Origin of the sequence: Geodermatophilus obscurus (assembly GCF_900115395.1) — a bacterium.
Lineage (GTDB): Bacteria > Actinomycetota > Actinomycetes > Mycobacteriales > Geodermatophilaceae > Geodermatophilus > Geodermatophilus obscurus_B.
Map to the genome: position 1 here is coordinate 369,256 of NZ_FOWE01000005.1, position 22,197 is coordinate 391,452.

Consider the following 22,197-nt stretch of genomic DNA (forward strand, 5'->3'; position numbering starts at 1 on the left):
GCTCAGCCGACCGCGCGTCCCCGCCAGGTCAGCGTCCCGCGCCGGCGTCCGGCGAGCGAGCGCACCAGCAGCACGTCGAGCGCCAGCAGCGACACCGGGTGGGCGAGCGCGTCGGGCCACACCCGGCTACCGGTGACCGCCGCGCTCACCGCGCGCCCGGCCACCCCGGCCGCCCAGCCGAGCTGGCCGGCCCGCGAGCCGCCCAGCGCGGCCAGCGGCGGGACGACGCCGACGGCGGTCAGCACGGCCGCCGCGGCCGCCGACGCCACCGGCGAGCCCCCGACCGACGCCCACAGCGACTTGCCGTAGCCCTCGCGCATCGCCGCCCAGCCGTCGTACATCCGGCACTCCGCCAGTGCGGCGCCGGCCGCGGGCACCGCCCGCCCGCCCGCGCGCTTCACCGCCCGGGCCAGCGCGACGTCCTCCACCACCTCGTCCCGCACCGCCGCGTGCCCGCGGGCGCGCAGGTAGCCGCGCCGCGTCAGGGCGAGGAACTGCCCGTTGGCGGCGGTCAGCGACGGCCGCCGCGAGCGCTCGGCGGCCCGCAGCGGCAGCGTCGTCATCCACAGCCACGGCGACAGCGGCTGCACCAGCCGCTCGGCCGCGGTGCCGGCGACCGGGCGGGGCCACGGCGAGACGAGGTCCAGCCCGTGCGCGTCCAGCAGCGCCACGGCAGCGGCGACGGCGTCGGGGGAGAGGCGCACGTCGGCGTCGACGAAGACGAGCACGCCGTCCTCGGTGAGGGTCTGCGCGCCCACCCAGCAGGCGTGCGGCTTGCCCAGCCAGCCCTCCGGGACCCCGCCCGCGGGCACCAGCCGCACCCGCGGGTCCGCCACGGCGCGGACGACGCCGGCGGTGCCGTCGGTGGAGCCGTCGTCGACGACGACGACCCGCAGGTCGGGCACCCCGCGGGACGCGAGCACGGCGGCCAGGCACCCGCCGACCTGCGCCTCCTCGTCCCGGACCGGGACGACGACGGTCACCGGTCGGCGCACCTCCGGCGGGGACGCCGGGGGGCGGCGCAGCAGGACGGCGTTGACGCACGCGTGCGCGGCGCCGGCGACGGCCAGGCCGGACAGCACCCGGACGACCGGGCCGCTCACCGCCGCCGGGCCTGCAGTGCGAGCACCGCCAGCACGACGAGCGAGAGCGCCGCGCCCCAGGCCGCCGAGCCGGGCAGGTCCAGCCACAGCGCGTGCGCGAGCGCCCCGCCGGCGACCATCCAGCCGATCACCAGCAGCGGGGCGGCGTCGGCGGGCCGGCCCGGCACCGCGGTGCGCTCGACGGCGAGCTCGAGCAGCGTCATGAGGACCAGTCCGGCCAGCAGCCAGCCGCCCAGGTTGGTCAGCGGCACGGTGTCGATGCCGGGCAGTCCCGGGGTGGGCTCCGCCCAGGTCCAGTAGCCGGCCTGCACGAGCTGGGGGTCGAGGACGACGTCCCAGCCGGCGAACACGGCCGCCGCGACGGCGACCCGGGCTCCGCGCCGCCGGGAGGGCCGGACGCGGCGGGTGAGCGGCCCGGCGAGCACCCGGCTCGGCCAGGCCATCATCAGCCACGCCAGCGGCACGAGGAACGGGACGCCCAGCAGCGTCGGGCCCAGCGCGTCGCTGTAGGTGTAGGGGCCGTAGGGGAAGCCGGTGGCCAGCCCGACGGACTCGAAGACCACCGCGGTGACCGCGACCAGCCCCAGGACCGCCGCGCCGGTGCGGGCGCCGTGCGCGGCGGCGGCCGCGGTGACCGACACGGCCGCACCCAGCAGCACGATCGTCCAGGACACGGTGTCGCGGGCCGCGCCGTCGGTGAGCGGGTAGGCGATCGCGGCGAGCACCAGCAGCACGGCGAGGACCAGCGGGACGCGGGCGGGGACACCGGCGCGGCGCACGGCCGCCGTCGTCGCGCTCACCGGGCGGTCCGGACCAGCCGCCCGGCCGCCTCCTGCACGCGGGCACGGGCCCGGGCCAGCAGGGGGCGGTCGGCCAGCACCGTCCGCGCCGCCGTCCGGCCCGAGTTGCCCGACACCCCGCCGCCGGGGTGGGTGGAGGCGCCGGCCAGGTAGAGCCCGTCGAGCCCGGGCACGCGGTAGCCCGACAGCGCCGGCGTCGGCCGGAAGGCGAACATGCTGGCCAGGCCCATCTCCACGTGCATCACGTTGCCCCGCAGCAGGGACAGCTCGCGCTCGAGCAGCAGCGGCGTCTGGACGTACACGTCCTGCACGGAGTCGGCGAAGCCCGGTGCGTACCGGTCGACGGCGGCCACCAGCCGCTGTGCCTCGGCCTCGGCCAGGGCGTCCCAGTCGCCGCCGTCGGCGAGGTCGTAGGGGTACCACTGCCCCCACACGGTGACCACGTGCCGTCCGGGTGGGGCGAGGGTGTCGTCGCTGGCGGAGAACGACATCGCCAGCGGCACCGGCTCGCGCGGCAGGCGGCCGGCCAGCCAGTCGCCGTGCGCGGCGGCGAGCTGGGCGCGGTCGGTGCACAGCAGCTGCAGGCCCTGGGCGGAGACCGCGGGGTCGACGCCGGGGTAGACCGGCACGGCGTCGGTGAGGCAGCGCAGCACCAGGCCGAAGCCGTTGCCCACCGGCGGGGCGGCGTCGGCCAGGGCCGGCGGGGCGGATTCGCCGGCGAGGTCGCGGGTGGCCAGCACGTGGCAGGCGGCGACGACGACGGGGGCCGCGATCCGCCGTCCCGAGACGGTCTCGACGCCGGTGACGCGGCCGTCCTCGACGAGCAGCCGCGCGGCGCCGTCGCCGAGGGTGACCCGCCCGCCGTCGGACTCCAGCCGTGCGCGCAGGGCCGCCGTCAGCCCGCCGGAGCCGCCCACGGGGTGGCCGGGCGGCACGTCGTGCAGCAGTGCCACCCACGCCACCATCGCGGCGGTGCCGGGCTCGGACATCGGCGGCCCGGACTGCGCGCCGAACCAGGCCAGCGCCGCCTTGAGCCGCTCGCTGGTGAACCAGCGGTCGAGCAGCGCGTCGCCGGAGCCGAGGAAGTCGACGGCGAGGTCGCCGCCGGGCGTGCGCGGGTTGCCGCCGCTGGGCGCACCCAGCGGCCAGAACGCGCGGACGAGGCCCAGCGGGGTCGGCCGGCGCCCGAAGGAGTCGACGACGGCGCGGCTGCGCGGGCCCCACACGCCGACGAACCGGCGGTAGGCCTCGGCGTCGGCCTCCCCGCACGCGGCGGCGATCGAGGCGCAGGTGGCGTCGAGGTCGACGGAGAAGACCAGCGGCCGGCCGTCGGGACCCGGGTCGCCCGGGGACGGCGCGGGCGCGAAGCCCCACGGGTCGCAGTCGAGGTAGCGCAGCCCGTGGGCGGCCAGGTCGAGCTCCTCGACGACGCCGCTGTGCCGGACGATGACGTGCGCGCTGGAGCCGCGGTCGACGCGGACGCCCGGCCAGCGCTCGACGGTGGACACCGCCCCGCCGAGGACGTCGTCGCGCTCCACCACCTCCACGGTCAGGCCGGCGCGGGCGAGGTAGCAGGCCGCGACCAGGCCGTTGTGGCCGGCGCCCACCACGACGGCGTCGGCGCCGGTGCGTGGCTCCCGCACGCTCAGCGGCCGGGCACCGGCTGCAGCGGCAGCCGGGCGCCGAGGATGGCGAACGGGCGGGCGTCGCCGGGGAAGTGGTGGCCGCGGGCGAGGTCGACGAAGCCGTCGGCGTGGTAGAGCCGGAAGGCCTTGGTGTCGGCGTCGGGGGTGGACAGCAGCGCGACGGGTGCGTCGACCCCCTCGACCAGCGCGTGCAGCAGCCGCCGGCCCAGGCCCCGGCTCTGCGTGTCGGGGTGCACGTGCAGCTCGCAGACCTCGAAGGCGCCGGGCAGCCACCGCTTGGCCGTGCGCCGGTCCAGCGCCGCGCGCACCTGGTCGTGCCACCACTGGCCGGGGGCGACGAGGTAGCCGTAGCCGAAGCCGACGAGCTGCTCGCCGTCGGGGGTGGGGGCGAACCCGCCCACGGCGCGGAAGCCGGGCCGCTCGGTGTGCTGGACGGCGTAGCCGTACCGGCCGGCCACCACCGAGGCGTCGTAGCCCATCGCGGCGCCGTAGATGGCCAGCGCCTCGTGCATGTGGTCGCGCAGCCACCCGACGGGCAGCTCCGTCACCCGCGCCGCGGGCGTCGTGCCGGTCACGGTCTCTCCCTGTTCTCGGGCGCGCTGCTCACGGACCCACCGTGGCGGCGGGCCGGGGGTCGGCGGCAGCGGGGCCGGTGGCGCCGGGGCCGTCGCCGACCTCGGCGGGGGTGCCGCCGGTCAGCCGCAGCAGCTCGTCGTAGGTGGTGGGGAACACGGCCGAGGGGTGGCCGGCCGCGGCCCACACCCGGTCGTACCGGGCGAGCTCGACGTCGACGAGCGTGCCGATGGGCGCCGGGTGGCCGATCGGCGCCACCCCGCCGATGGGCTGGCCGGTGTGCTCGCGGACGAAGTCGGCGGAGGCGCGCTGGACGCGGGGCACGCCGAGCAGCGCGGCCACCCGGGCGGTGTCGACCCGGTGGGCGCCGCTGGTGAGCACCAGCAGCGGCTGCCCGCCGGCGTCGAAGACCAGGCTGTTGGCGATGGCGCCGACCGGGACGCCGAGCCCGGCGGCGGCCTCCGCGGCGGTGCGCGCACCGGCCGGGACCCCGCGGACCTCCCCGCCGGCGCCGGCCGCGGCCAGCAGGTCGGCGATGGCGGCCACCCGGGGGTGGTCGGGTCGGCTCATGGCGCCGATCCTGCCACCGCTGTCGTACCCCCGCCGTAGCGTCCGCCGCACCGGACGGGGAGTACCGGCCGGGTGCGTCCGGCTTGACGGAACCGGGCCGGTCCGGTCTACTCGGGGTGTTCGAACACACGTTCGAACGGGCCGTGCACCCTCCCGGGACCTTCCCCGCCCGGGCGGGGCAGGCCGTCAGCGGCACGGGGTGGGGAGTCGTCATGAGCCGGGTGCTGGGTGACGTCGGCGAGCGGGCCGGCGAGGAGGTGCAGGTCGAGCGCGGGCCGCTCGGGCCGGCGCAGTTCTGGCGCGGGCAGTGGCGCTACGTCGTCGGCGAGCTGCTCGACTCGTGGGTGGAGACCTCGCCGTGGTGGCAGCAGCCGGCCGGCGGCGCCTCGGCCGGCCTGGTCGCCCCGCGCGAGGTCTTCCGGGTCGAGGCGGTGCGGGCCGGGCGCTCGCGGATGAGCTTCGCCGGGATCTACGACCTGTGCTGGGACGCGGCGGACAACCGCTGGTCGCTCGTGCGGGTGCACGACTGATGGGTGCCGCGCACGCCATGACCCACGACCCGGCCGACCAGCTGCCCCTGCCCCCGCCGCTCCCGGCGGCCGCGGCGCAGCTGCTCGACCAGGCCACCCGGGCGCTGGCCGAGGCCCGCCGCACCTCCGACGTGTGCCAGCGCTACGCCACCGCCCACCTCGGCGCACTGCGCGCCGCCGCGGCGGTGCTCGCCGCCCGCACCCGGCCCGAGGCCGGCCGCCGCCGGCCGCGCAGCGCCTGGGTGCTGCTCGAGCAGGTCGCCCCGGAGCTGGGGGAGTGGGCGACCTTCTTCGCCGCCGGCGCCGCCAAGCGCGCCGCGGCCGAGGCCGGGCTGTCCCGCGCGGTCACCGAGCGCGAGGCCGACGACCTGGTCCGCGACGTCGGCGCGTTCCTCGACGTGGTCGAGACCGTGCTCGCCAGCACGCCCGAGCCCGCGCCCCGGCCCCGCGTGGTCGGTGGCACCCAGATGCGCGGTACGGCGCACCGTCCCGCCCGCGGGCGGTGAGCGGCGACCCCTTCGTCCACCTGCACGTCGCCTCCGGCTACTCCCTGCGGTACGGCGCCAACCACCCCGCCGATCTGGTCGCGCGCGCCGCCGAGCACGGCATGGGTGCCCTCGCCCTGACCGACCGCGACGGCCTCTACGGCGCGGTGAAGTTCGCGCTCGCCTGCCGGTCGGCGGGGATCCGGCCGCTGTTCGGGGTCGACCTCGCGGTCGCCCCCGCGGTGGACACCGCCGTGTCCCCGGCCCGGGCGCGTGTGCTGGGCGAGGACGACGAGCTGGCCGCGCGACGCACGGGTGGACGCGACGCGGGTGGGCGTCCCGGCGGGCGGGTCACGCCGCTGCGGCGCAGTCCGGTGCGCGGTGGTGCGAGCGTCGACCCGCGGCTGCCGCGGGTCACCTTCCTCGCCCGCGACGGCGCCGGCTGGCGCTCGCTGTGCCGGCTGACCAGCGCCACCCACCTGCGCGGCACCCGCGGCGAGCCGGTGGCCTCGCTGGGCCTGGCCGCCGAGCACGCGCCCGGCCTGGTCGCGGTGCTCGGGCCGGAGTCCCCGGTGGGCCGCGCGCTGGCCGCCGGGCGGGCCGACGTCGCCGCGTCCCGGCTGGCCGCGTGGCGGTCGGTGTTCGGGCCGGGGTCGCTGGTCGTCGAGCTGGTGCACCACCGCGGCCGGGGCGACCGGCTGCGCGCCCAGCGGCTGATGCGCTTCGCCGCCGACGAGGGCGTGCCGGTGGTGCTCACCAACGCCGTCCGCTACGTCGACGCCATCGACGCGCCCACCGCCGACGTCCTCGACGCCTCCCGCCGGCTGGTCGCCCTCGACACCCGGCACGTCGACCGGCGCACCGCCGAGGGGTACCTGAAGTCGGGCAAGGAGATGGCCGACGTCGCCGCGGAGATCGCCGGGCCCGACCGCGACGCGGCGCTGCGGCTGCTCGAGCGCACCGCCCGGCTGGCCGAGCAGTGCGCCGTCGACGTCCGCGACGACCTCGGCATCGGCACCGTGCGCTACCCCGAGCTCGACGTCGTCACCCGGCCCGGTGAGCGGGGGGCGGGGCCCTCGCAGGTGCTGCGGGCCCGTTGCGAGGCGGGGCTGGGCCGGCGCGGGATGCCGCGCAGCGAGGAGGTCCTCGTCCGGCTGGAGGAGGAGCTCGCCGTCATCGACTCCCTCGGCTACCCCTCCTACTTCCTCACCGTCGCCGACGTCGTCGACCTCATCAGGGGCCTGCGGGTCCGGGCGGCGGCGCGCGGGTCGGGCGCGGGCAGCCTGGTCACCTACCTGCTCGGCATCTCCGACGTCGACCCGATCCGCTACGGCCTGCTGATGGAGCGGTTCCTCTCCCCGCTGCGCCACCAGCTGCCCGACATCGACATCGACGTGGAGTCCGCCCGGCGGATGGAGGTCTACGACGCGGTCATCGACCGCTTCGGCGCCCACCGGGTCAGCTGCATCTCGATGATGGACACCTACCGGGTGCGGCACGCCGTCCGCGACGTCGGCGCCGCGCTCGGGCTGCCGCCGGCCGAGGTCGACGCCGTCGCCAAGGCCTTCCCGCACATCCGGGCCAACCAGGTGCACGCCGCGCTCAAGGACCTGCCGGAGCTGCGGGCCAGCCGGCTGGGCTCCCGGCGCGGCGGCGGCACCGGCGACCTCGACCTGCTCTTCGACCTCGTCGCCCGGCTCGACGGCCTGCCCCGGCACATCGCGCTGCACCCGTGCGGGGTGCTGCTGTCCGACGCCACGCTGCTCGACCGCACGCCGGTGGAGAGCAGCTACCTCGGCTACCCGATGAGCCAGTTCGACAAGGACGACGTCGAGGAGCTCGGGTTGCTCAAGCTCGACCTGCTGGGCATCCGGATGCAGTCGGCGATCGCGCACGCCCTCGACGAGGTGGCCCGGGTCGACGGCGAGACCGTCGACATCGACGCCATCCCGCGGGACGACCCGACGACGTTCGAGCTGATCCGCAGCACCCGGACCCTCGGCATGTTCCAGATCGAGTCGCCGGGGCAGCGCGAGCTGGTCGGCAAGTTCGGGCCCGAGACGTTCGAGGACATCGTCATCGACATCTCGCTGTTCCGGCCCGGGCCGGTGAAGAGCGACATGGTGACGCCGTTCCTGCTGGCCCGGAACGGCTGGCGGGACCCGGTCTACCCGCACCCCGACCTGAAGCCCTTCCTCGAGCAGACCGCCGGCGTCGTCGTCTTCCACGAGCAGGTGCTGCAGATCGTGGCGCGGATGACCGGTTGCGACCTCGCCCAGGCCGACGAGGCCCGCCGCGCGCTCGGGGACAGGGAGCTGCACCCGGAGGTGCGGGCCTGGTTCATGCCCGAGGCGCTGCGGCACTACCCGGTCGACGTCGTCGAGAGGGTGTGGGAGGTGCTGGTCGCCTTCGGCTCCTTCGGCTTCTGCAAGGCGCACGCCGCGGCGTTCGCGCTGTCCACCTACCAGTCGGCGTGGCTCAAGACCCACCACCCGGCGGCCTTCCTCGCCGGGGTGCTCACCCACGACCCCGGCATGTACCCGAAGCGGCTGATCCTCGACGACGCCCGCAACTTCGGCATCACGGTGCTCGGCCTCGACGTCAACGCCTCGGCCGGGACCTACCGGGTGGAGCGGCTGGCGCCCGAGGACCGCGCGGAGGACCGGCAGCGGCCGGAGTGGATGCCGGCGGCGATGGCCGACCCGTCGGCCCACGGGATCCGGCTCGCGCTCTCCGACGTCAAGGGCATCACCGAGGACGAGGTGGCCCGGATCGTGGCCGGGCAGCCCTACCGCTCGCTGCCGGACTTCTGGACCCGGGCGTCGGTGTCCCGGCCGGTGGTCGAGCGGCTCGTGCTGGCCGGCGGGTTCGACTCCCTGTACGGCTTCGGGGTGCGCGACCGCGAGGCCGGCCGCCCCACCCGCTCCCGCCGGTCGGTGACCCGCCGCGACCTGCTGCTGCAGATCAGCGAGCTCGACCGGTGGAGCCGCAGCGGCCGGAGGACCGGGTCGGTGGGGCAGCTGAGCCTCGACCTGCTCGGTCTGGAGACCCCGGGGGAGGACGGCCCCGAGGAGACCGGTCCGGAGTGGGCGGGCACCTCCGGGCTGCCGGAGTTCACCGACGCCGAGCTGGTCCGCGCCGAGCTCGAGGTGCTGGGCCTGGACGCCAGCCGGCACGTCGTCGACTTCTACCGGCCGTTCCTCTCCGCGGTCGGCGCGGTCCCGGCCGGGGAGCTGCTCACCTGCCGCAGCGGCGCCGAGGTGCTGGTGGCCGGGGTCAAGGTGGCCACCCAGACGCCGCCGATCCGGTCGGGGCGCCGGGTGGTGTTCGTGACCCTCGACGACGGCACCGGCTGCACCGACTCCACCTTCTTCGAGGACGTGCAGGGCCCCTACGCCGCGACGGTGTTCCACTCCTGGCTGCTGGTGATCCGCGGGGTGCTGCGCCGCACCGGCCCGCGCGGGGTGTCGATCCGGGCCACCGGCGCCTGGGAGCTGCCGGCGCTGTACGAGGCATGGGAGACCGGGGGGCCGGCCGCGGTGGCCGAGCACATGGCCGCGCCGGGGGAGTACACCGAGCGGTCCATCGCCGGGGCGGCGGCCTCGCACGGTGCCCGGCCGGTGGTGGTCAAGCCGGTGCTGGTGCACCCGACCGGCTTCCGGATGTCGCCCTACGCCGACATCAAGCCCGCCGGCGAGGACGCCGGCACCGCCGCCCGCCGCGCTGCCGCGGCACAGAAGGGCGCCGCGCCCCGCAAGCTCTGGCACTCCAGCCCGGGCAGCCCCGGCCACTGAGGGAGGACCACCGCCCGCCCCGGGCGATGCGCGGGGCCCTGCAGCGCGGCCGCCCGCTGCCCTCCGCTCGGGTGGTGTGCGCCGATGGCGCACCAGGCGCGCGGGACACGCCCTCCGCGCACATCGTCACGCGGCACCGACGTGCTGCCCCGCCGAGCCGGGACGCGGGGTGCCGGGGACAGGGCCGAGGGCCGGGTCGGGCACCACCGGGGCCGACCGATGAGTCCGGGACGCGGGCGCCGTCTCCCCTGCGGTCGGCCGGCACCCCGCCGGCCCGTCCGGAGGAGGACACGGCCATGCCGAAGCAGATCCCGTGCCTGTGGTTCGACACCGAGGCGGAGGAGGCCGCGCGGTTCTACACGTCGATCTGGCCGGACTCCGAGATCCTCGGCACCGTCCGCTACGGCCCGGAGAACCCCGAGCGCGAGGGGCAGGCCCTCACCGTCGGCTGGCGGCTGGGCGACACCGAGTACGTCGGCCTCAACGGCGGCCCGCAGCACTGGTCCTTCAGCGAGGCCATCTCCTTCCAGATCCTGTGCGCCGACCAGGAGGAGGTCGACCACTACTGGGACCGCCTCACCGACGGCGGCGAGGAGGCCCCCTGCGGCTGGCTGGAGGACCGCTTCGGCGTCTCCTGGCAGGTCGTGCCCGTCCGCCTGCTGGAGCTGCAGGCCGATCCCGACCCCGACCGCCGGCAGCGCGCCGTGCAGGCCATGTCCACGATGCGGCGGATCGTCATCGCCGACCTGGAGCGGGCCGCCGACCCGGTGTCCGCCTGAGGACCCGGCGGGTCGGTGCCGGGGCCGGCCCGCGCCCCGGCCACTAGGGTCCGTGAGGTGCCGCCGACCGCCCCGGACCCCTCCTCCGGCGAGCAGCTCCCCGTCCGGACCGCCGCGGTGTGGGCCGCGCTCGACCCCCTGGTCGGCGCCGGCACCGCGCTGCGGGTGCTCGACGTCGGCGGGGGCAGCGGCGTGTTCGCCGTGCCGCTGGCCCGCCTCGGCCACTCCGTCACCGTCGTCGACCCCAGCGCCGACGCCCTGGCCACCCTCGAGCGGCGGGCCCGGACCGCGGGCGTCGGCGACCGGGTCCGCGGCCTGCAGGGCGACGGCGACCTGCTGCACGAGCTGCCCCTCGACGACGGGGACGGCGGCCACGACCTCGCGCTGTGCCACGCCGTCCTCGAGGTGGTCGACGACCCCGCGACGACGCTCGGCGAGGTCACCCGTGCCCTGCGCCCCGGCGGCCAGGTGAGCGTGGTGACGGTCAACCGCGCCGGCGCCGTCCTCGCCCGGGCCCTGGGCGGCCACCCGAAGGAGGCCCTCGCGCTGCTCGAGGACCGCGACCCCGCGCCCGCCCGCACCCGCCCCGCCCGGCGTCGGTTCGCCCCGGAGGACCTGCTCGCGCTGGTCCGCGACGCCGGGCTCGAGCCCGGCGAGTGGCGCGGCGTCGCGGTCGTCGCCGACCTGCTCGACGCCGTCCCCGGTGCCGCCTCGAGCGCCGACCCGGCCGCCGTCCGCCGCCTCGAGCTCGCGCTGGCCGCCACCTCGCCCTACCGCGACGTCGCCAGCGGGCTCCACGTGCTGGCCACCCGCCCGTGAGCGGCGCGCTCCCCGCCGACCTCGTCCGCCCCGCCTACGGCGCCCGCACGCTCGCCGACGTCCTGCCCGGCGTCGCCACCGCCCTCGGCGTCGACGTCGACCGCGCCGGCCTGCCGCCCGACCCGCTCGGCCTCACCGCCGCCCTGGCCGGTGCCCGCCGGGTGGCCGTCCTGCTCGTCGACGGCCTCGGGGCCCACCTGCTGCGCGCGCACGCACACCTGGCCCCCGTGCTCTCGGCGCTGGCCAGCCCGGGCGACCTCGACGCCCCGTGCCCGAGCACCACCCCGGTCAGCCTCGTCACCCTCGGCACCGGCGTCCCCCCGGGCGGGCACGGCGTCCTCGGGTTCGTCACCGTCGTCCCCGGCGAGGACCGGCTGCTCAACCACGTGCAGTGGGCCGACGACCCCGACCCGCGCGACTGGCAGCCCCGCCCGACCGTCTTCGAGCAGGCCGCCGCGGCCGGCCTCCCGGTCACCGCGGTCGCGCCCTACGCCTACGCGGGCTCCGGCCTGTCGACCGCCGCCTACCGCGGCGCCGGCTACTCCGGCACGGTCGGCGCCGGGGACCTCGCCGCGCTGCTGCTGCACTCCCTCGCCGCGGCCCCCACCGGTCTGGTCTACGGCTACACCCCCGAGCTCGACCTCACCGGCCACGTCCGCGGCGTCGACTCCGACAGCTGGCGGCTGCAGCTCGGCCTCGTCGACCGCGTCGTCGAGCAGGTCGTCGCCGGCCTCCCCGACGACGCCGCCCTCCTCGTCACCGCCGACCACGGCATGCTCGACGTCCCCCGGCACACCCGCGTCGACGTCGACGACGAGCCGGCCCTGCTCGACGGCGTCGCGCTGCTGGCCGGTGAGCCGCGGGCCCGCTACGCGCACGCCCTGCCCGGCGCGGCCGGCGACGTCCTCGACGCCTGGCGCGGGGTCCTCGGCGACCGGGCCTGGGTGGCCGGCCGCGACGAGGCGATCGCCAGCGGCGTCTTCGGCGCGGTCGACGACACGCTGGCCGCCCGCATCGGCGACGTCGTCGCCCTCGCCCGCGGCCCGTGGGCGATCACCGCGTCGGCCACCGAGCCCGGCCCCAGCCGGCTGGCCGCCTACCACGGCTCGCTCACCGCGGCCGAGGTCGCCATCCCGCTGCTCCTGGCGCGCGGCCGGGCCCTCTAGCCGACCGACAGCACCGTCCAGTCCCGCGGATGCGCGGGGTGCAGCGCCTTGCAGGTCAGCTGGGCCGCCGCGTCGGCCGGCCGGCTCTCCACCCGCACGACGACGTCGCCGTCGGGACCGCCGAGCACGACGTCGAACCGCTCGACCCCGGCCGCCGCCTCCTCGGCGGTGCCGGGGAGCCGCTGCGAGCCCCGCAGCGGCAGGTCGTCGACGCCGAGCAGGCCCAGCCGCTCGCGGGCGGCCTGCTGGGCGGCCTGCGCGGGCTGCGGCAGCCCGGCCCGTCCGCGCAGCCACGGCAGTGCCACCTGGCCGCGGGCGTGCGCGGCGACGAGGTCGGCGCCGTCGTCGGGCACCTGGGCGTAGGCGAAGCCGTGCGGCAGCACGAGCACGTTGGTGGCGAACCGGCAGCCGCCGAGGTGACTGCACTCCCAGACGTCGGCGGCCGGCATCGCCCGGGCCAGCGGCCGGCCGCGCAGCGCGCAGCAGGCGTCGTGCTGGCCGTGCGTGCACACCAGGTAGACCGGGTCCGGGGCGCGCTCGCCGACCGAGCCGTCCCACGGCACGTCCAGCAGGTCGGCGTCGGACCCGCGCGTCGACCACCACACGCCCTCGCGGCCCGGGCGGCCGTCGGCGTAGCCCCAGCGGTGCTCGGACTCGGCCAGCCGCTCCCCGGGACGGCGGACCAGCAGCACGCGCATGCCCTCCGCGCGGGCGCGGGCAGCCAGGCGCGGGGCGACCGCCTGGTCGAAACGCGACTGCGTGAGGGCGTCGCGCCCCCACGGGCCCGGCTGTTCGACCAGCAGCCAGCGCTGCGCCGGCCCGGCCGTGGCCACGGGGGAGTCGCCGCGCACCAGGGCGGTCACCGAGCAGCGCGTGGGGTCCAGCCGGCCGACGCGCACCGGCCGCGGCGCGACCGGCCCGGCCGGTGCGGCGCTCACCCGGGGCAGGGCAGCCGGATCACGACCCGGTCCCGAGGGCGTCGGCACGCTCGCCATCGTCCCCGCCGGCGTCCGGGGCCGGGGCACCCGGTCCGATGGGACCCGGTTCCGGGGCGGTCGCGGGCACGCCGTCGGGGCCGCCGTCGACGTGCGCCCCGGCCACCACGGCGATCGACTCGGTCACCAGGCGGCGGGCGAGGGTCAGCTGGTCGGCGGGGTCCAGGCCGGTCAGGTCGGCGACCTTGAGCTCCCCGGTGGCCAGCAGCGCGGCCAGCGCCGGGCGGGTGGCGGCGGGGAACTCGTGCGACCGGCGGCCGCCGAGCAGGGTGACGCGGTCGCCGGTGCCCTCGCGGAGCGAGGCGCGCAGCCGGCGGCGCAGTCGCAGCACGCTGTCGGGCGTGAGCGCCGCGGCCGCCGTCGCCTGCGCCAGCGGCGCCACCGGCTCCGGCCGCACCTGGGCCCAGGTGCGGCCCCGCACGCGGTCGGCGACCTGGTCGGGGTCGACGCGGCCCAGCCACTCCTGCAGCGCGGTCACGACCGCGCCGACGTCGTCGCGGACCGACGCCGGGTCGGCGAGGTCCACGCCCAGCGGCAGGGAGCGGCGCAGCTCGCGGTCCTCGGCGGCCAGCGTGCGCACCAGGTCCAGCGCCGACTCGACGGCCGACCAGCGGGTGACCGAGTGCACGCCGATGGTCAGGTGCGCGCTGGTCTGCCCGAGCGCCACCGCCGAGTGCAGGTAGCCGCGGGGCAGGTAGAGGGCGTCGCCGGGGCGCAGCACCTCGTCGATCACCGGCTCGCGCTCCGCGGCGGCGGCCACCTCGGCGGCGCGGTCGGTCCACGGCTGGGTGCGCAGCGGCTCGTCGAGCACCGGCTCGTGGATCGTCCAGTGCTTCTCCCCGGCCACCTGCAGCACGAAGACGTCGTGCACGTCGTAGTGGGGGGAGAAGCCGCGCGAGGACGGCGGCGTGACGTAGGCGTTGACCTGCGTGGGGTGCCCCAGGTCGGCGGCCAGCTGGTCGGCGAACTCGATCAGCGGCGGCCAGAGCCGGTGCAGGCCCTGCAGGACGACGGTGCTGCCCTCGGCGAACAGCCGCAGCACGGCGTCGGAGGAGACCTGGTCGGCCACCTCGGCGCCGGCGCCGCCGGAGGTGGTGAACCGCTTGGCGTCGACGACGGCGCCGTCCTTGGCGATCCGCAGGAACGGCGTGCGCAGCCCGCGGCGCGACAGCAGCTCGTCGACGTCGGCCAGCGTCAGCAGGTCCGCGAAGGACTCCCCGGTGTCCTCGGCGCGCGACAGCAGCGGGCGGCGCGACCAGTGCTGCTCGGCGAAGACCGCGGGGTCGAGGTGCGTGCACCGGCGCAGGGCCGGGCGGAGGTCAGCTCCGCCCGGCCCCGCGACGGCCGGGTCCTGGCTCAGGCCGAACCGTCCGCGCCGCCATCGGCACCACCGTCGGCGCCGCCGTCCGAGCCACCGCCGGCCGCGCCGCCGTCGGCCGGGCCGTGACCGGCGCCACCGTCGGCACCACCGTCGGCACCGCCGTCCGAGCCACCGCCGGCTGCGCCGCCGTCGGCCGGGCCGTGACCGGCGCCGCCGTCCGCGCCGCCGTCGGCACCGCCGTCCGCACCGCCGTCCGCGCCGCCGTCCTGGTGGCCGGGCGTGCCCTCGCCGGCGCCGCTGTCGGCCGGACCCTCCACGCTGGTCATGTCGTCGTCGTCGAGCGCCATCGAGCTCCTCCGCATGCGGATCACCGCCGGCCGCCGGACGGCGGTCGGTCGTGTCCCACCTACCTCGCCGGGAGACCGGTCACACATGCGGCGACCAGCGAGTTCGGCCGGGTCCGGGACACGCCCGGCCGGCGTCGCCGACCACGCGCGGAGGACCGCCGTGGGCCGTTAGTCTCCTCCGGTCCGTCCGAACACGTGTTCGAGGAGGAGGTGTCATGGCGGCGGGGACGGGGGGACGCGCAGCCGGGTGCACCGTGCTGCACGTCGACATGGACGCCTTCTTCGCCAGCGTCGAGGTGCGCCGGCACCCGGAGCTGGCCGGCACCCCGGTCATCGTGGGCGGTGCCGGCAACCGCGGGGTGGTCACCTCGGCCACCTACGAGGCACGCGCCCACGGCGTGCACGCGGCCATGCCCACGGCCCGGGCGCTGCGGCTGTGCCCGACGGCCACCGTGCTGTCCGGGGACATGGCGCTCTACGCCGAGGTGTCCCGCTCGGTCATGGCGCTGTTCCGGTCGGTCACCCCGCTGGTGGAGCCGCTGAGCCTGGACGAGGCGTTCCTCGACGTCGCCGGCGCCGGCCGCCGGCTGGGCGACGCCGCCCAGATCGGGGAGTACCTGCGCGCCCGCGTCTACGACGAGCAGGGCATCACCTGCTCCGTCGGCGTGGCCGGCACCAAGTTCGTGGCCAAGCTGGCCTCCACCCGCGCCAAGCCCGACGGGCTGCTCGTCGTCCGCCCGGCCGAGGTCATCGACTTCCTGCACCCCCTGCCGGTGGGCGCGCTGTGGGGGGTCGGCGCCAAGACCGAGGAGGTGCTGCTGCGGCTGGGGCTGCGCACCGTCGGCGACCTCGCGCACGTCCCGGCGCGCACCCTCCAGCGCGCGGTCGGCCAGGCGGCGGGCAGCCACCTGCACGAGCTGGCCTGGGGGCGCGACCCGCGCCGGGTCGTCCCCGACGAGCCGGAGAAGTCGACGGGACACGAGGAGACCTTCGCCACCGACGTCGACGACCCCGCCGTGGTCCACCGCGAGCTGCTGCGGCTGGCGGAGCGGACGGCGGGCCGGCTGCGCGCGGGCGGGTGGCTGGCCCGCACGGTGAGCATCAAGGTCCGCTTCGCCGACTTCACCACGATCACCCGGAGCCGCACCCTCGACGTCCCCACCGACGTCGGGCAGGACCTCTACGAGACCGCCCGCGCCCTGTTCGACGCCCTCGGCCTGGACCGGGCGCGGCTGCGGCTGGTCGGGGTGCGGGCCGAGCGGCTGGTCCGGGCGGGCGCGACGCCCCGGCAGCTCGAGCTCGGCGAGCGCGAGCACGGCCGCCGTGACGCCGAACTGGCCGCCGACCGGGCCGCCCGGCGGTTCGGCGCCGGGGCGGTCCGGCCCGCCACGCTGCTGCACCGCGACGGCGACCGGCGGGTCCGCGACCGCCCGTGAGGGTGGTCGCGGAGGGCTCCCGGCGGGTCCCCGCGCGCTCGCCTTTCGCACCCTGCAATCGGCTCGTATCCTCGTGTCTACCGCCGGGGAGACCCCGGCGGTATTGGCTTGACCCACCCTGGAGGTCTCCGTGCCGCTCTCCGAGCACGAGCAGCGACTGCTGGAGCAGATCGAGCGCGCCCTCGTCGACGACGATCCCAAGTTCGCCTCCTCCGTCCGCACGGGTGACCGCAGGCTCAAGGCCCGGCGGAAGCTGCAACTCGGTGCGCTGCTGGTACTGGTGGGTCTGGCCGTCCTCGTCGGTGGCGCGGTCGTCCCGTCGGTGCCCCTGGGCGTCCTCGGGTTCCTGGTGATGTTCGGTGGCGCCGCCCTCGGCGTGCTGAACTACCGCGCCGCCACCGGCGCCGTCGAGCCCGGCCCGGCCGGTGCCCGCGGCGGGAGCACCGCCGCCCGCGGCCGCGGGGGCAAGCCCCGCCGCCAGCCGCTCAAGAACCGCCTCGAGGAGCGTTTCCGCCGCCGCTACGACCAGTAGCCGCCGCCCGTCCACCCGACGGCCGCCGTCCCCACGGGGACGGCGGCCGTCGTCGTTCCCGGCCGTCCCGAGGCATGCCGCGGACGTGCACCGTGCAGATCCGCGGACGTGCGCCCTGCGGATCCGCGGACGTGCGCCCTGCAGATCCGCGGACGTGCACCGAGCACCGGCCCCGTCTGGCCCGGGGCCCGGGCCGGGGGAGTCTCAGGCCGAGGTGCGGCGGGGGAGCCGGGCGGCCAGCGTCCGGGCCGCGGTGCCGAGCCCGTCCGCCAGCGAGGCCGGCCACAGCAGCGCCTGCACCCGGGCGCGCGGCGGGACCGCCGCGACCAGGCCCGCCCGCGCCGCCCGCAGCGCGGACACCGCGGCCGGGTCGCCGTCGGCGGCGCCGGGGCGGCCGTAGCTCGCCGTCTCCTCGGCGCGGGCCAGCCGCTCGACCGCCTCGGCCGCCCCGGGCAGCGCGGCACGGTGGGCGCCCCCGGCCCGGCCCGCTGCCCTCCGGCCGCCGCCCCTGGTCTCCAGCGTGCGGACCAGCGACGCCGCCTGCTGGCGCGGGGTCTGCGCCGCGTCCCAGTCCAGGCCGAGGTCGCGGGCGGTCGCGGCCAGCTCGTCCCACAGCGCGGCCGGGCCGCCGTCGAGGACCCGGCGCCGCCGCTGCAGGGCCCGCAGCCCCGCCGGGGCGGCCGCCAGCAGGGCCAGCCCCAGCAGCACCCCGCCGGCGACCAGCACCGGGCGGCCCGACGGCGCGGCCGACGGCGCCGCCTGCCCCTCGGGCGTGGCGCCGTCGACCCGGTCGAGCTGGGGGTTCGCCGGACCGGTGGGCACCGTGGGGGCGGTCGGCACGTCAACCGGTCGCTCGGTGACCTCCTGCGCGGCCGGGCGCGGCGCCCAGGGCAGGTCGACGGCGCGCTCGCTGTCGATCGGCGTCGGGTCGAAGGGGATCCAGCCGAGGCCGTCGAAGTACACCTCCACCCAGGCGTGCGCGTCGTCGCTGGTGATCAGCCGCTGGCCGCCGGGCTGCACGCGGCCGGGGGTGTAGCCGAGCGCCACGCGCGCGGGGATGCCGGCTGCGCGCACCATGGCCGCCATCGCGCCGGCGTACTGCTCGCAGTAGCCCTGCTTGAGCCGGAGGAAGTCGGCGAGGTCGTCGTCGCCGGTGCCCGGCGCGGTGGAGAGGCTGTAGACGAAGCCGTTCTCGCGGGTGAAGTGCCCGTGGATGGCGCGGACCGCCTCGTAGGGACTCGCCGCGCCCGCCGTCAGCTGCGTGACCAGGTCGGTGACCTCCGGGGCCAGCGGCGGCAGCGCGGTGTCCCGCTCGCGCACCGGACTGCCCTCCGGCAGCGGCGCGGAGGCGCGCAGCTCCTCCTCGCCCGGCTGCGGCTCCACCGCCGCGACCCGGTAGCCGGTGCCGGCGGTGGTGACCTCGCGGCCGAAGACGGTGCCGGTGGCCGGGTCGAACCGCCACGACCCGGGGTCGGCGATCTGCACCGCCTGCGGCGAGGTCAGCACCGGCAGGAACCGGTCGTCGTGCGCGACGGTGCTGATCGTCGCCTCGACGTAGCGGCCCGCGCGGCGGCCGGGCAGCGGCGCCAGGGGCTCGGCCTGGCCCACCGACGCCTCGCCGTCGAGGTTGCCGACCGTCCAGCCGTTCTCGGGGTCGTAGGAGTCGAGGGTGACCACGCGCAGGTAGCCGGGGTCGGGGACCGAGGCGTCCAGGCGCAGCAGCTCGATCGGCTCGGGGAGGGTCAGCTGACCCTGCAGCGCGGCGGCCGCGTCCAGGGCGGTGCCGGTGGCCTCGCCGCCCCCGCCGGGGCCGAACCCGGAGGCCAGCCGCCCCTCGGGGAGGGTCGGGACGAGGCTGCCGACGACGACGGCCGCGACCAGCGCCGCCAGCGCGGTGCCGGCGGCCGCGGGCGCCGCGGCGCCGTGGCGGCTGCCCGCCCGGACGCTGCCCCCGCCGAGCCGGCGCGACTGGTCGGCCCACAGCAGCAGCGCCAGCCCCGCCGCCGGGGCGGCCAGCGCCACCAGCCCGACGTCGCCGGTCACGGTGCTGACCGGCACGCAGAAGAGGACCAGCAGACCCAGCCCCGCCAGCGCCGGCTGCCGCCCGCCGACGGCGACGAGGTCGACGGTGACCGCGACCATCCCGACGAGCAGGACGGTCAGCGCGAGCAGCCCGGTCAGCGGCAGGGCCGGCGTGGCCTGCTCGCGCAGCTCCGCGGAGCCGGCGGTGAGCACCCCGGCGAGCGCGCGGAGGCTGCCGGGCGTGGGCACGAGCCCGCCCAGCGCGCGGTCGGGGGCGAACAGCGCCGTCATCAGGCAGGTCAGGGCGGCGAGCTGGCCGAGCGGGACCAGGGGGACGCCGGCGGCCGCGGCGCGCGCGGGCAGCTGCCGGTTGCCCGACGCCCACGCCCACAGCGCCGGACCGGCCGCGCGCAGCGCGAGTCCGGTCAGCGCCACCACGACGATCGCCGCCCAGGTGGGCGGCAGCCACGCCGGCCGCGTGTAGACCGGTGCCAGGGCGAGGGTGCCCAGGGCGGTGGCCGCCGCGGCGGTCAGGGAGGTGCCGGCGTCGCGCGGCGCCGTCGCGGGCGGGCGGGGCGCCGCCGGCCGGGAGGCGTGGACGGGCGGCCGCGGCGGCCGGGGAGCCGCGGGGGCCGGCGGCGGGGCGAGCGCGGTCATGCCGGCACCACCAGGGGGCCGCCGGGCCGCAGCCCGGCGCCGCGCTGGGCGACGAGGTCGGCCCACACCGCCTCGACGCCGCGCCCGGCCCCGGCGACGGCGACCTGCCAGCCGGCGCCGCGCAGCAGCGACGCGCTCTGCTCGACCTGATCGGTGAGGGCGGCGCGCGCGGTCGCCGAGAGCGCGCGCCGGGTCCGGCCGCCACCCGGGTCGGCCCAGCTGCTCACGTCGAGCAGCACGGCGGCGTCGGTGTGCGGGCCGGACCGCGCGGCGACCAGGTCGGCCAGGTCGTCGGGGGCGACGGAGCCGAGCACCGCCACGACCGGCCCGTCACCGGCCACCCGCTGCAGCTGCTCGACGGCGTGCCGCAGCGACGAGCCCCGCGTCGGGGCCAGCACCGCGAGCCGGTCGAGCAGCTCGGTGGGGCCCAGCCCGCCCGAGCCCTCCACCGGCCGCAGCTCGCCCTCGGCGGTGACCACGCGCAGCGTCGCGCCGCGGCGGGTCAGCGTGGTGCCGATGCTCGCCGCGGCCTCGACCAGCCACTCGAGGCTGTCCGGCGGCGGTGCGGGGTCACCGGGCGGCCCGGCGACGGGGACGACGGCCGGGCCGGGCCCGGAGGCGCGGGTGAGCAGGTGGGCGCGCACCCGGGTGTCGAGCAGCAGGGCCGCCTGTGCCCGCCACGGGCGCTCCTCCATCCGCATCATCAGCTCGCCGGTGCGCGCGGTCGCCCGCCAGTGCACCTTGCGCAGGTCGTCGCCGTGCCGGTATGCGCGGGTGCTGACGTCGTCCTCGCCGTGCACCGCGATCGACCGGCGGGCGCCCTCGCCGCCGCCGCCGTGCCCGCCGGCCGGCCCACCGGGCCCCAGCGGGCGCACCCGCGGCACGACCAGCAGCGGGGCGCCGTCGGCGCCGCTGGTGGTGCGCTGCACCAGACCGAAGGGGTCGACCAGGCGCAGTTGCAGCGGCCCGAGCCGGAACCGGCCCCGGCGGCCGCCGTGCACGCGGTAGGGCAGCGCGGCGGCCCGCCCGCCGGCCAGCCGCTCGACGACGAAGTCGGGGGAGCTGCCCAGCTCGGCCGGCAACTGCTCCGACAGCAGCCACAGCCGCCCGGTGCGGCGGTCGGCGTTGGTGACCTCGAGCAGCACGTCGGCGCTGTCGCCGCGCGGCACCCGGGTGGGGGTCACCGTGCGGCGGACGCCGACCCGGAACCGCTGCCGCGCGACGGTGAGCGCCGACAGCAGCGGCAGCGCCAGGAGGAAGACCGCGATCTGCGCCAGCGGCCGCTCACCGAGCAGCGCGCCCAGCGCCAGCAGGGTGAGGCCCGCGGCGACCAGGCAGCGGCCGCGCAGGGTGAGCGACGTCAGGGCCGTCCGCAGCTGACCGGCCACCGGTCACCGCCCGCGCAGGACGGGGACGCTGCCCAGCAGCGCGTGCACCACCTGCTCGGGCGTGCGGCGGGCGGCCGCGGCGTCGGCGGTCGGCAGCAGGCGGTGGGCCAGCACCGGCAGCGCCATCGCCTGGACGTCGTCGGGCAGCACGTGGTCGCGGCCGGCGAGCGCCGCGGCGGCGCGGGCGGTGCGCAGCAGCTGCAGCCCCGCCCGGGGCGAGGCGCCCAGGCGCAGGTCGGGCGAGCGGCGGGTCGCCTCGACCAGCGAGACGACGTAGCGGCGGACGGCGTCGGAGACGTGCAGCGTCCCGACGGCGGCGACGAGCGCGCGGACCGTCGCGGCGTCGGCCACCGGCGTCAGGGTGGCCAGCGGGTCGCCGGTGCCGCGGTCGTCGAGCATGGCGACCTCGGCCTCGCGGTCGGGGTAGCCCATCGACACCCGGGCGGTGAAGCGGTCGCGCTGGGCCTCGGGGAGGGGGTAGGTGCCCTCCATCTCCACGGGGTTCTGCGTGGCCATCACCAGGAACGGCCGGGCCAGCTCGTAGCTGACGCCGTCGACGGTGACCTGCCGCTCCTCCATGCACTCCAGCAGCGCCGACTGCGTCTTGGGGGAGGCGCGGTTGATCTCGTCGGCGACGACGACGTTGGCGAAGACCGCGCCCGGCCGGAACTCGAAGGCCCGGGTCTCCTGGTCGTAGATCGCCACGCCGGTGACGTCGCTGGGCAGCAGGTCGGGCGTGAACTGGATGCGGCGCACGCTCGCGTCGATCGAGGCGGCCAGCGCCTTGGCCAGCGTCGTCTTGCCGGTGCCGGGGACGTCCTCGACGAGCAGGTGGCCCTCGGCGAGCAGCACGACCAGCGCCAGGCGGACGACGTCGGGCTTGCCCTGGACGACGCGCGAGACGTTGGCCGCGATCCGCGCGCCCTCCGTGGCGACGTCGACCGACGGCCCCGCCGTCCCGTCCGCCGCACGCATGGTGTCGGTCACCCGGTCCACGGTACGTGCCCGGCGCCGTACCGGAGAGCCGCTGCGCGCCACCGCTGCGGCACCCCGCCGCGCCGCCGTCGCACGCCCCACCCGGACGCCTCCCGGCCGCCCCCGGACGCCGCCCGGGCGGCCCCCGGACGGCGCCCGCGCCCCACCGCGCCCCACCGGGTCGCACGCCGCCCTCCGCGCCCCGCTGACCTGCACGGGGAGCGGTGGGGCCAACCGGTCACGACATGGTGTCGAGTGG

Annotated in this window: 19 protein-coding genes; 8 read left to right on the forward strand and 11 right to left on the reverse strand. The window is 78.2% G+C overall.

The genetic code is table 11. The features are described 5' to 3' along the window. Positions 1-2 precede the first annotated feature (2 nt). From BM165_RS12385 to BM165_RS12405, 5 genes are read right to left on the reverse strand one after another with little or no spacing between them, the layout of a single operon-like run. The gene (locus tag BM165_RS12385) at positions 3-1,103 is read right to left on the reverse strand and encodes a glycosyltransferase family 2 protein (RefSeq protein WP_075013824.1); all 1,101 of its coding nucleotides are present in this window, start codon (positions 1,101-1,103) and stop codon (positions 3-5) included. After that, on the reverse strand, positions 1,100-1,903 hold the full coding sequence (locus tag BM165_RS12390) for a carotenoid biosynthesis protein (RefSeq protein WP_083427284.1): 804 nt from the start codon (positions 1,901-1,903) through the stop codon (positions 1,100-1,102). The genes BM165_RS12385 and BM165_RS12390 overlap by 4 nt, the downstream gene beginning before the upstream one ends. Further along, positions 1,900-3,546 (reverse strand): phytoene desaturase family protein, encoded by a 1,647-nt coding sequence (locus tag BM165_RS12395; protein ID WP_075013825.1) that lies wholly within the window; start codon positions 3,544-3,546, stop codon positions 1,900-1,902. Before BM165_RS12395 ends, BM165_RS12390 begins: the two co-directional genes overlap by 4 nt. Positions 3,547-3,548: 2 nt before the next feature. Next, positions 3,549-4,124, reverse strand: coding sequence for a GNAT family N-acetyltransferase (locus tag BM165_RS12400; RefSeq protein ID WP_083427285.1), 576 nt, complete (start codon positions 4,122-4,124; stop codon positions 3,549-3,551). Positions 4,125-4,152: 28 nt separating this feature from the next. Further along, positions 4,153-4,692, reverse strand: a complete 540-nt coding sequence (locus BM165_RS12405) for a YbaK/EbsC family protein (RefSeq protein WP_075013826.1) — start codon at positions 4,690-4,692, stop codon at positions 4,153-4,155. A 212-nt stretch (positions 4,693-4,904) separates the two neighbouring features. Between BM165_RS12405 and BM165_RS12410 the strand changes: the two genes are divergently transcribed. From BM165_RS12410 to BM165_RS12435, 6 genes are all read left to right on the forward strand, one after another. Further along, positions 4,905-5,222 carry a DUF6504 family protein gene (locus BM165_RS12410; RefSeq protein WP_075013827.1) on the forward strand — a complete coding sequence of 106 codons (318 nt, stop codon included), beginning with the start codon at positions 4,905-4,907 and terminating at the stop codon, positions 5,220-5,222. After that, entirely contained in the window at positions 5,222-5,728 is a 507-nt protein-coding gene (locus BM165_RS12415) for an SAV_6107 family HEPN domain-containing protein (protein ID WP_143108144.1), read from the forward strand. Before BM165_RS12410 ends, BM165_RS12415 begins: the two co-directional genes overlap by 1 nt. Then, positions 5,725-9,501 carry a DNA polymerase III subunit alpha gene (locus BM165_RS12420; RefSeq protein WP_075013828.1) on the forward strand — a complete coding sequence of 1,259 codons (3,777 nt, stop codon included), beginning with the start codon at positions 5,725-5,727 and terminating at the stop codon, positions 9,499-9,501. The genes BM165_RS12415 and BM165_RS12420 overlap by 4 nt, the downstream gene beginning before the upstream one ends. A gap of 296 nt (positions 9,502-9,797) precedes the next feature. Further along, positions 9,798-10,280 carry a VOC family protein gene (locus BM165_RS12425; RefSeq protein WP_075013829.1) on the forward strand — a complete coding sequence of 161 codons (483 nt, stop codon included), beginning with the start codon at positions 9,798-9,800 and terminating at the stop codon, positions 10,278-10,280. A 57-nt stretch (positions 10,281-10,337) separates the two neighbouring features. Continuing rightward, positions 10,338-11,099, forward strand: coding sequence for a class I SAM-dependent methyltransferase (locus BM165_RS12430; RefSeq protein ID WP_083427286.1), 762 nt, complete (start codon positions 10,338-10,340; stop codon positions 11,097-11,099). Continuing rightward, positions 11,096-12,265, forward strand: coding sequence for an alkaline phosphatase family protein (locus BM165_RS12435; RefSeq protein WP_075013831.1), 1,170 nt, complete (start codon positions 11,096-11,098; stop codon positions 12,263-12,265). The genes BM165_RS12430 and BM165_RS12435 overlap by 4 nt, the downstream gene beginning before the upstream one ends. Here BM165_RS12435 and BM165_RS12440 read toward each other — a convergent pair. From BM165_RS12440 to BM165_RS12450, 3 genes are all read right to left on the reverse strand, one after another. Continuing rightward, a complete protein-coding gene (locus BM165_RS12440) occupies positions 12,262-13,203 on the reverse strand; it encodes a sucrase ferredoxin (protein WP_244274191.1) in 942 nt (313 codons plus the stop codon). The two genes, BM165_RS12435 and BM165_RS12440, sit on opposite strands and share 4 nt — an antisense overlap. A 19-nt stretch (positions 13,204-13,222) precedes the next feature. Further along, on the reverse strand, positions 13,223-14,329 hold the full coding sequence (locus BM165_RS12445) for a cupin domain-containing protein (RefSeq protein ID WP_348271793.1): 1,107 nt from the start codon (positions 14,327-14,329) through the stop codon (positions 13,223-13,225). A 287-nt stretch (positions 14,330-14,616) separates the two neighbouring features. Beyond that, entirely contained in the window at positions 14,617-14,928 is a 312-nt protein-coding gene (locus BM165_RS12450) for a BatC protein (protein ID WP_075013833.1), read from the reverse strand. Positions 14,929-15,143: 215 nt separating this feature from the next. On the opposite strand from BM165_RS12450, the gene dinB reads away from it, so the two are divergent. Beyond that, entirely contained in the window at positions 15,144-16,364 is a 1,221-nt protein-coding gene (dinB, locus tag BM165_RS12455; RefSeq protein ID WP_075013834.1) for a DNA polymerase IV, read from the forward strand. Positions 16,365-16,494: 130 nt separating this feature from the next. After that, positions 16,495-16,896 carry a DUF3040 domain-containing protein gene (locus BM165_RS12460; RefSeq protein ID WP_075013835.1) on the forward strand — a complete coding sequence of 134 codons (402 nt, stop codon included), beginning with the start codon at positions 16,495-16,497 and terminating at the stop codon, positions 16,894-16,896. A gap of 204 nt (positions 16,897-17,100) precedes the next feature. On the opposite strand, the gene BM165_RS12465 is transcribed toward BM165_RS12460, so the two are convergent. The 3 genes from BM165_RS12465 to BM165_RS12475 are packed head-to-tail and all read right to left on the reverse strand — an operon-like array spanning position 17,101 to position 21,950. Next, positions 17,101-19,575 (reverse strand): transglutaminase TgpA family protein, encoded by a 2,475-nt coding sequence (locus BM165_RS12465; protein WP_083427288.1) that lies wholly within the window; start codon positions 19,573-19,575, stop codon positions 17,101-17,103. Continuing rightward, on the reverse strand, positions 19,572-20,963 hold the full coding sequence (locus tag BM165_RS12470; RefSeq protein ID WP_075013836.1) for a DUF58 domain-containing protein: 1,392 nt from the start codon (positions 20,961-20,963) through the stop codon (positions 19,572-19,574). Before BM165_RS12470 ends, BM165_RS12465 begins: the two co-directional genes overlap by 4 nt. A 3-nt stretch (positions 20,964-20,966) precedes the next feature. Beyond that, positions 20,967-21,950 (reverse strand): AAA family ATPase, encoded by a 984-nt coding sequence (locus BM165_RS12475; protein WP_244274192.1) that lies wholly within the window; start codon positions 21,948-21,950, stop codon positions 20,967-20,969. Between the last annotated feature and the right edge of the window lie 247 nt (positions 21,951-22,197).

What these genes read in the sequence shown, in the direction of transcription:
- BM165_RS12405 (WP_075013826.1), bottom strand. Translation starts at nt 4,692, where the DNA reads ATGAGCCGACCCGACCACCCCCGGGTGGCCGCCATCGCCGACCTGCTG.
- BM165_RS12410 (WP_075013827.1), top strand. Translation starts at nt 4,905, where the DNA reads ATGAGCCGGGTGCTGGGTGACGTCGGCGAGCGGGCCGGCGAGGAGGTG.
- BM165_RS12415 (WP_143108144.1), top strand. Translation starts at nt 5,222, where the DNA reads ATGGGTGCCGCGCACGCCATGACCCACGACCCGGCCGACCAGCTGCCC.
- BM165_RS12425 (WP_075013829.1), top strand. Translation starts at nt 9,798, where the DNA reads ATGCCGAAGCAGATCCCGTGCCTGTGGTTCGACACCGAGGCGGAGGAG.
- BM165_RS12450 (WP_075013833.1), bottom strand. Translation starts at nt 14,928, where the DNA reads ATGGCGCTCGACGACGACGACATGACCAGCGTGGAGGGTCCGGCCGAC.
- dinB (WP_075013834.1), top strand. Translation starts at nt 15,144, where the DNA reads ATGGCGGCGGGGACGGGGGGACGCGCAGCCGGGTGCACCGTGCTGCAC.
- BM165_RS12465 (WP_083427288.1), bottom strand. Translation starts at nt 19,575, where the DNA reads ATGACCGCGCTCGCCCCGCCGCCGGCCCCCGCGGCTCCCCGGCCGCCG.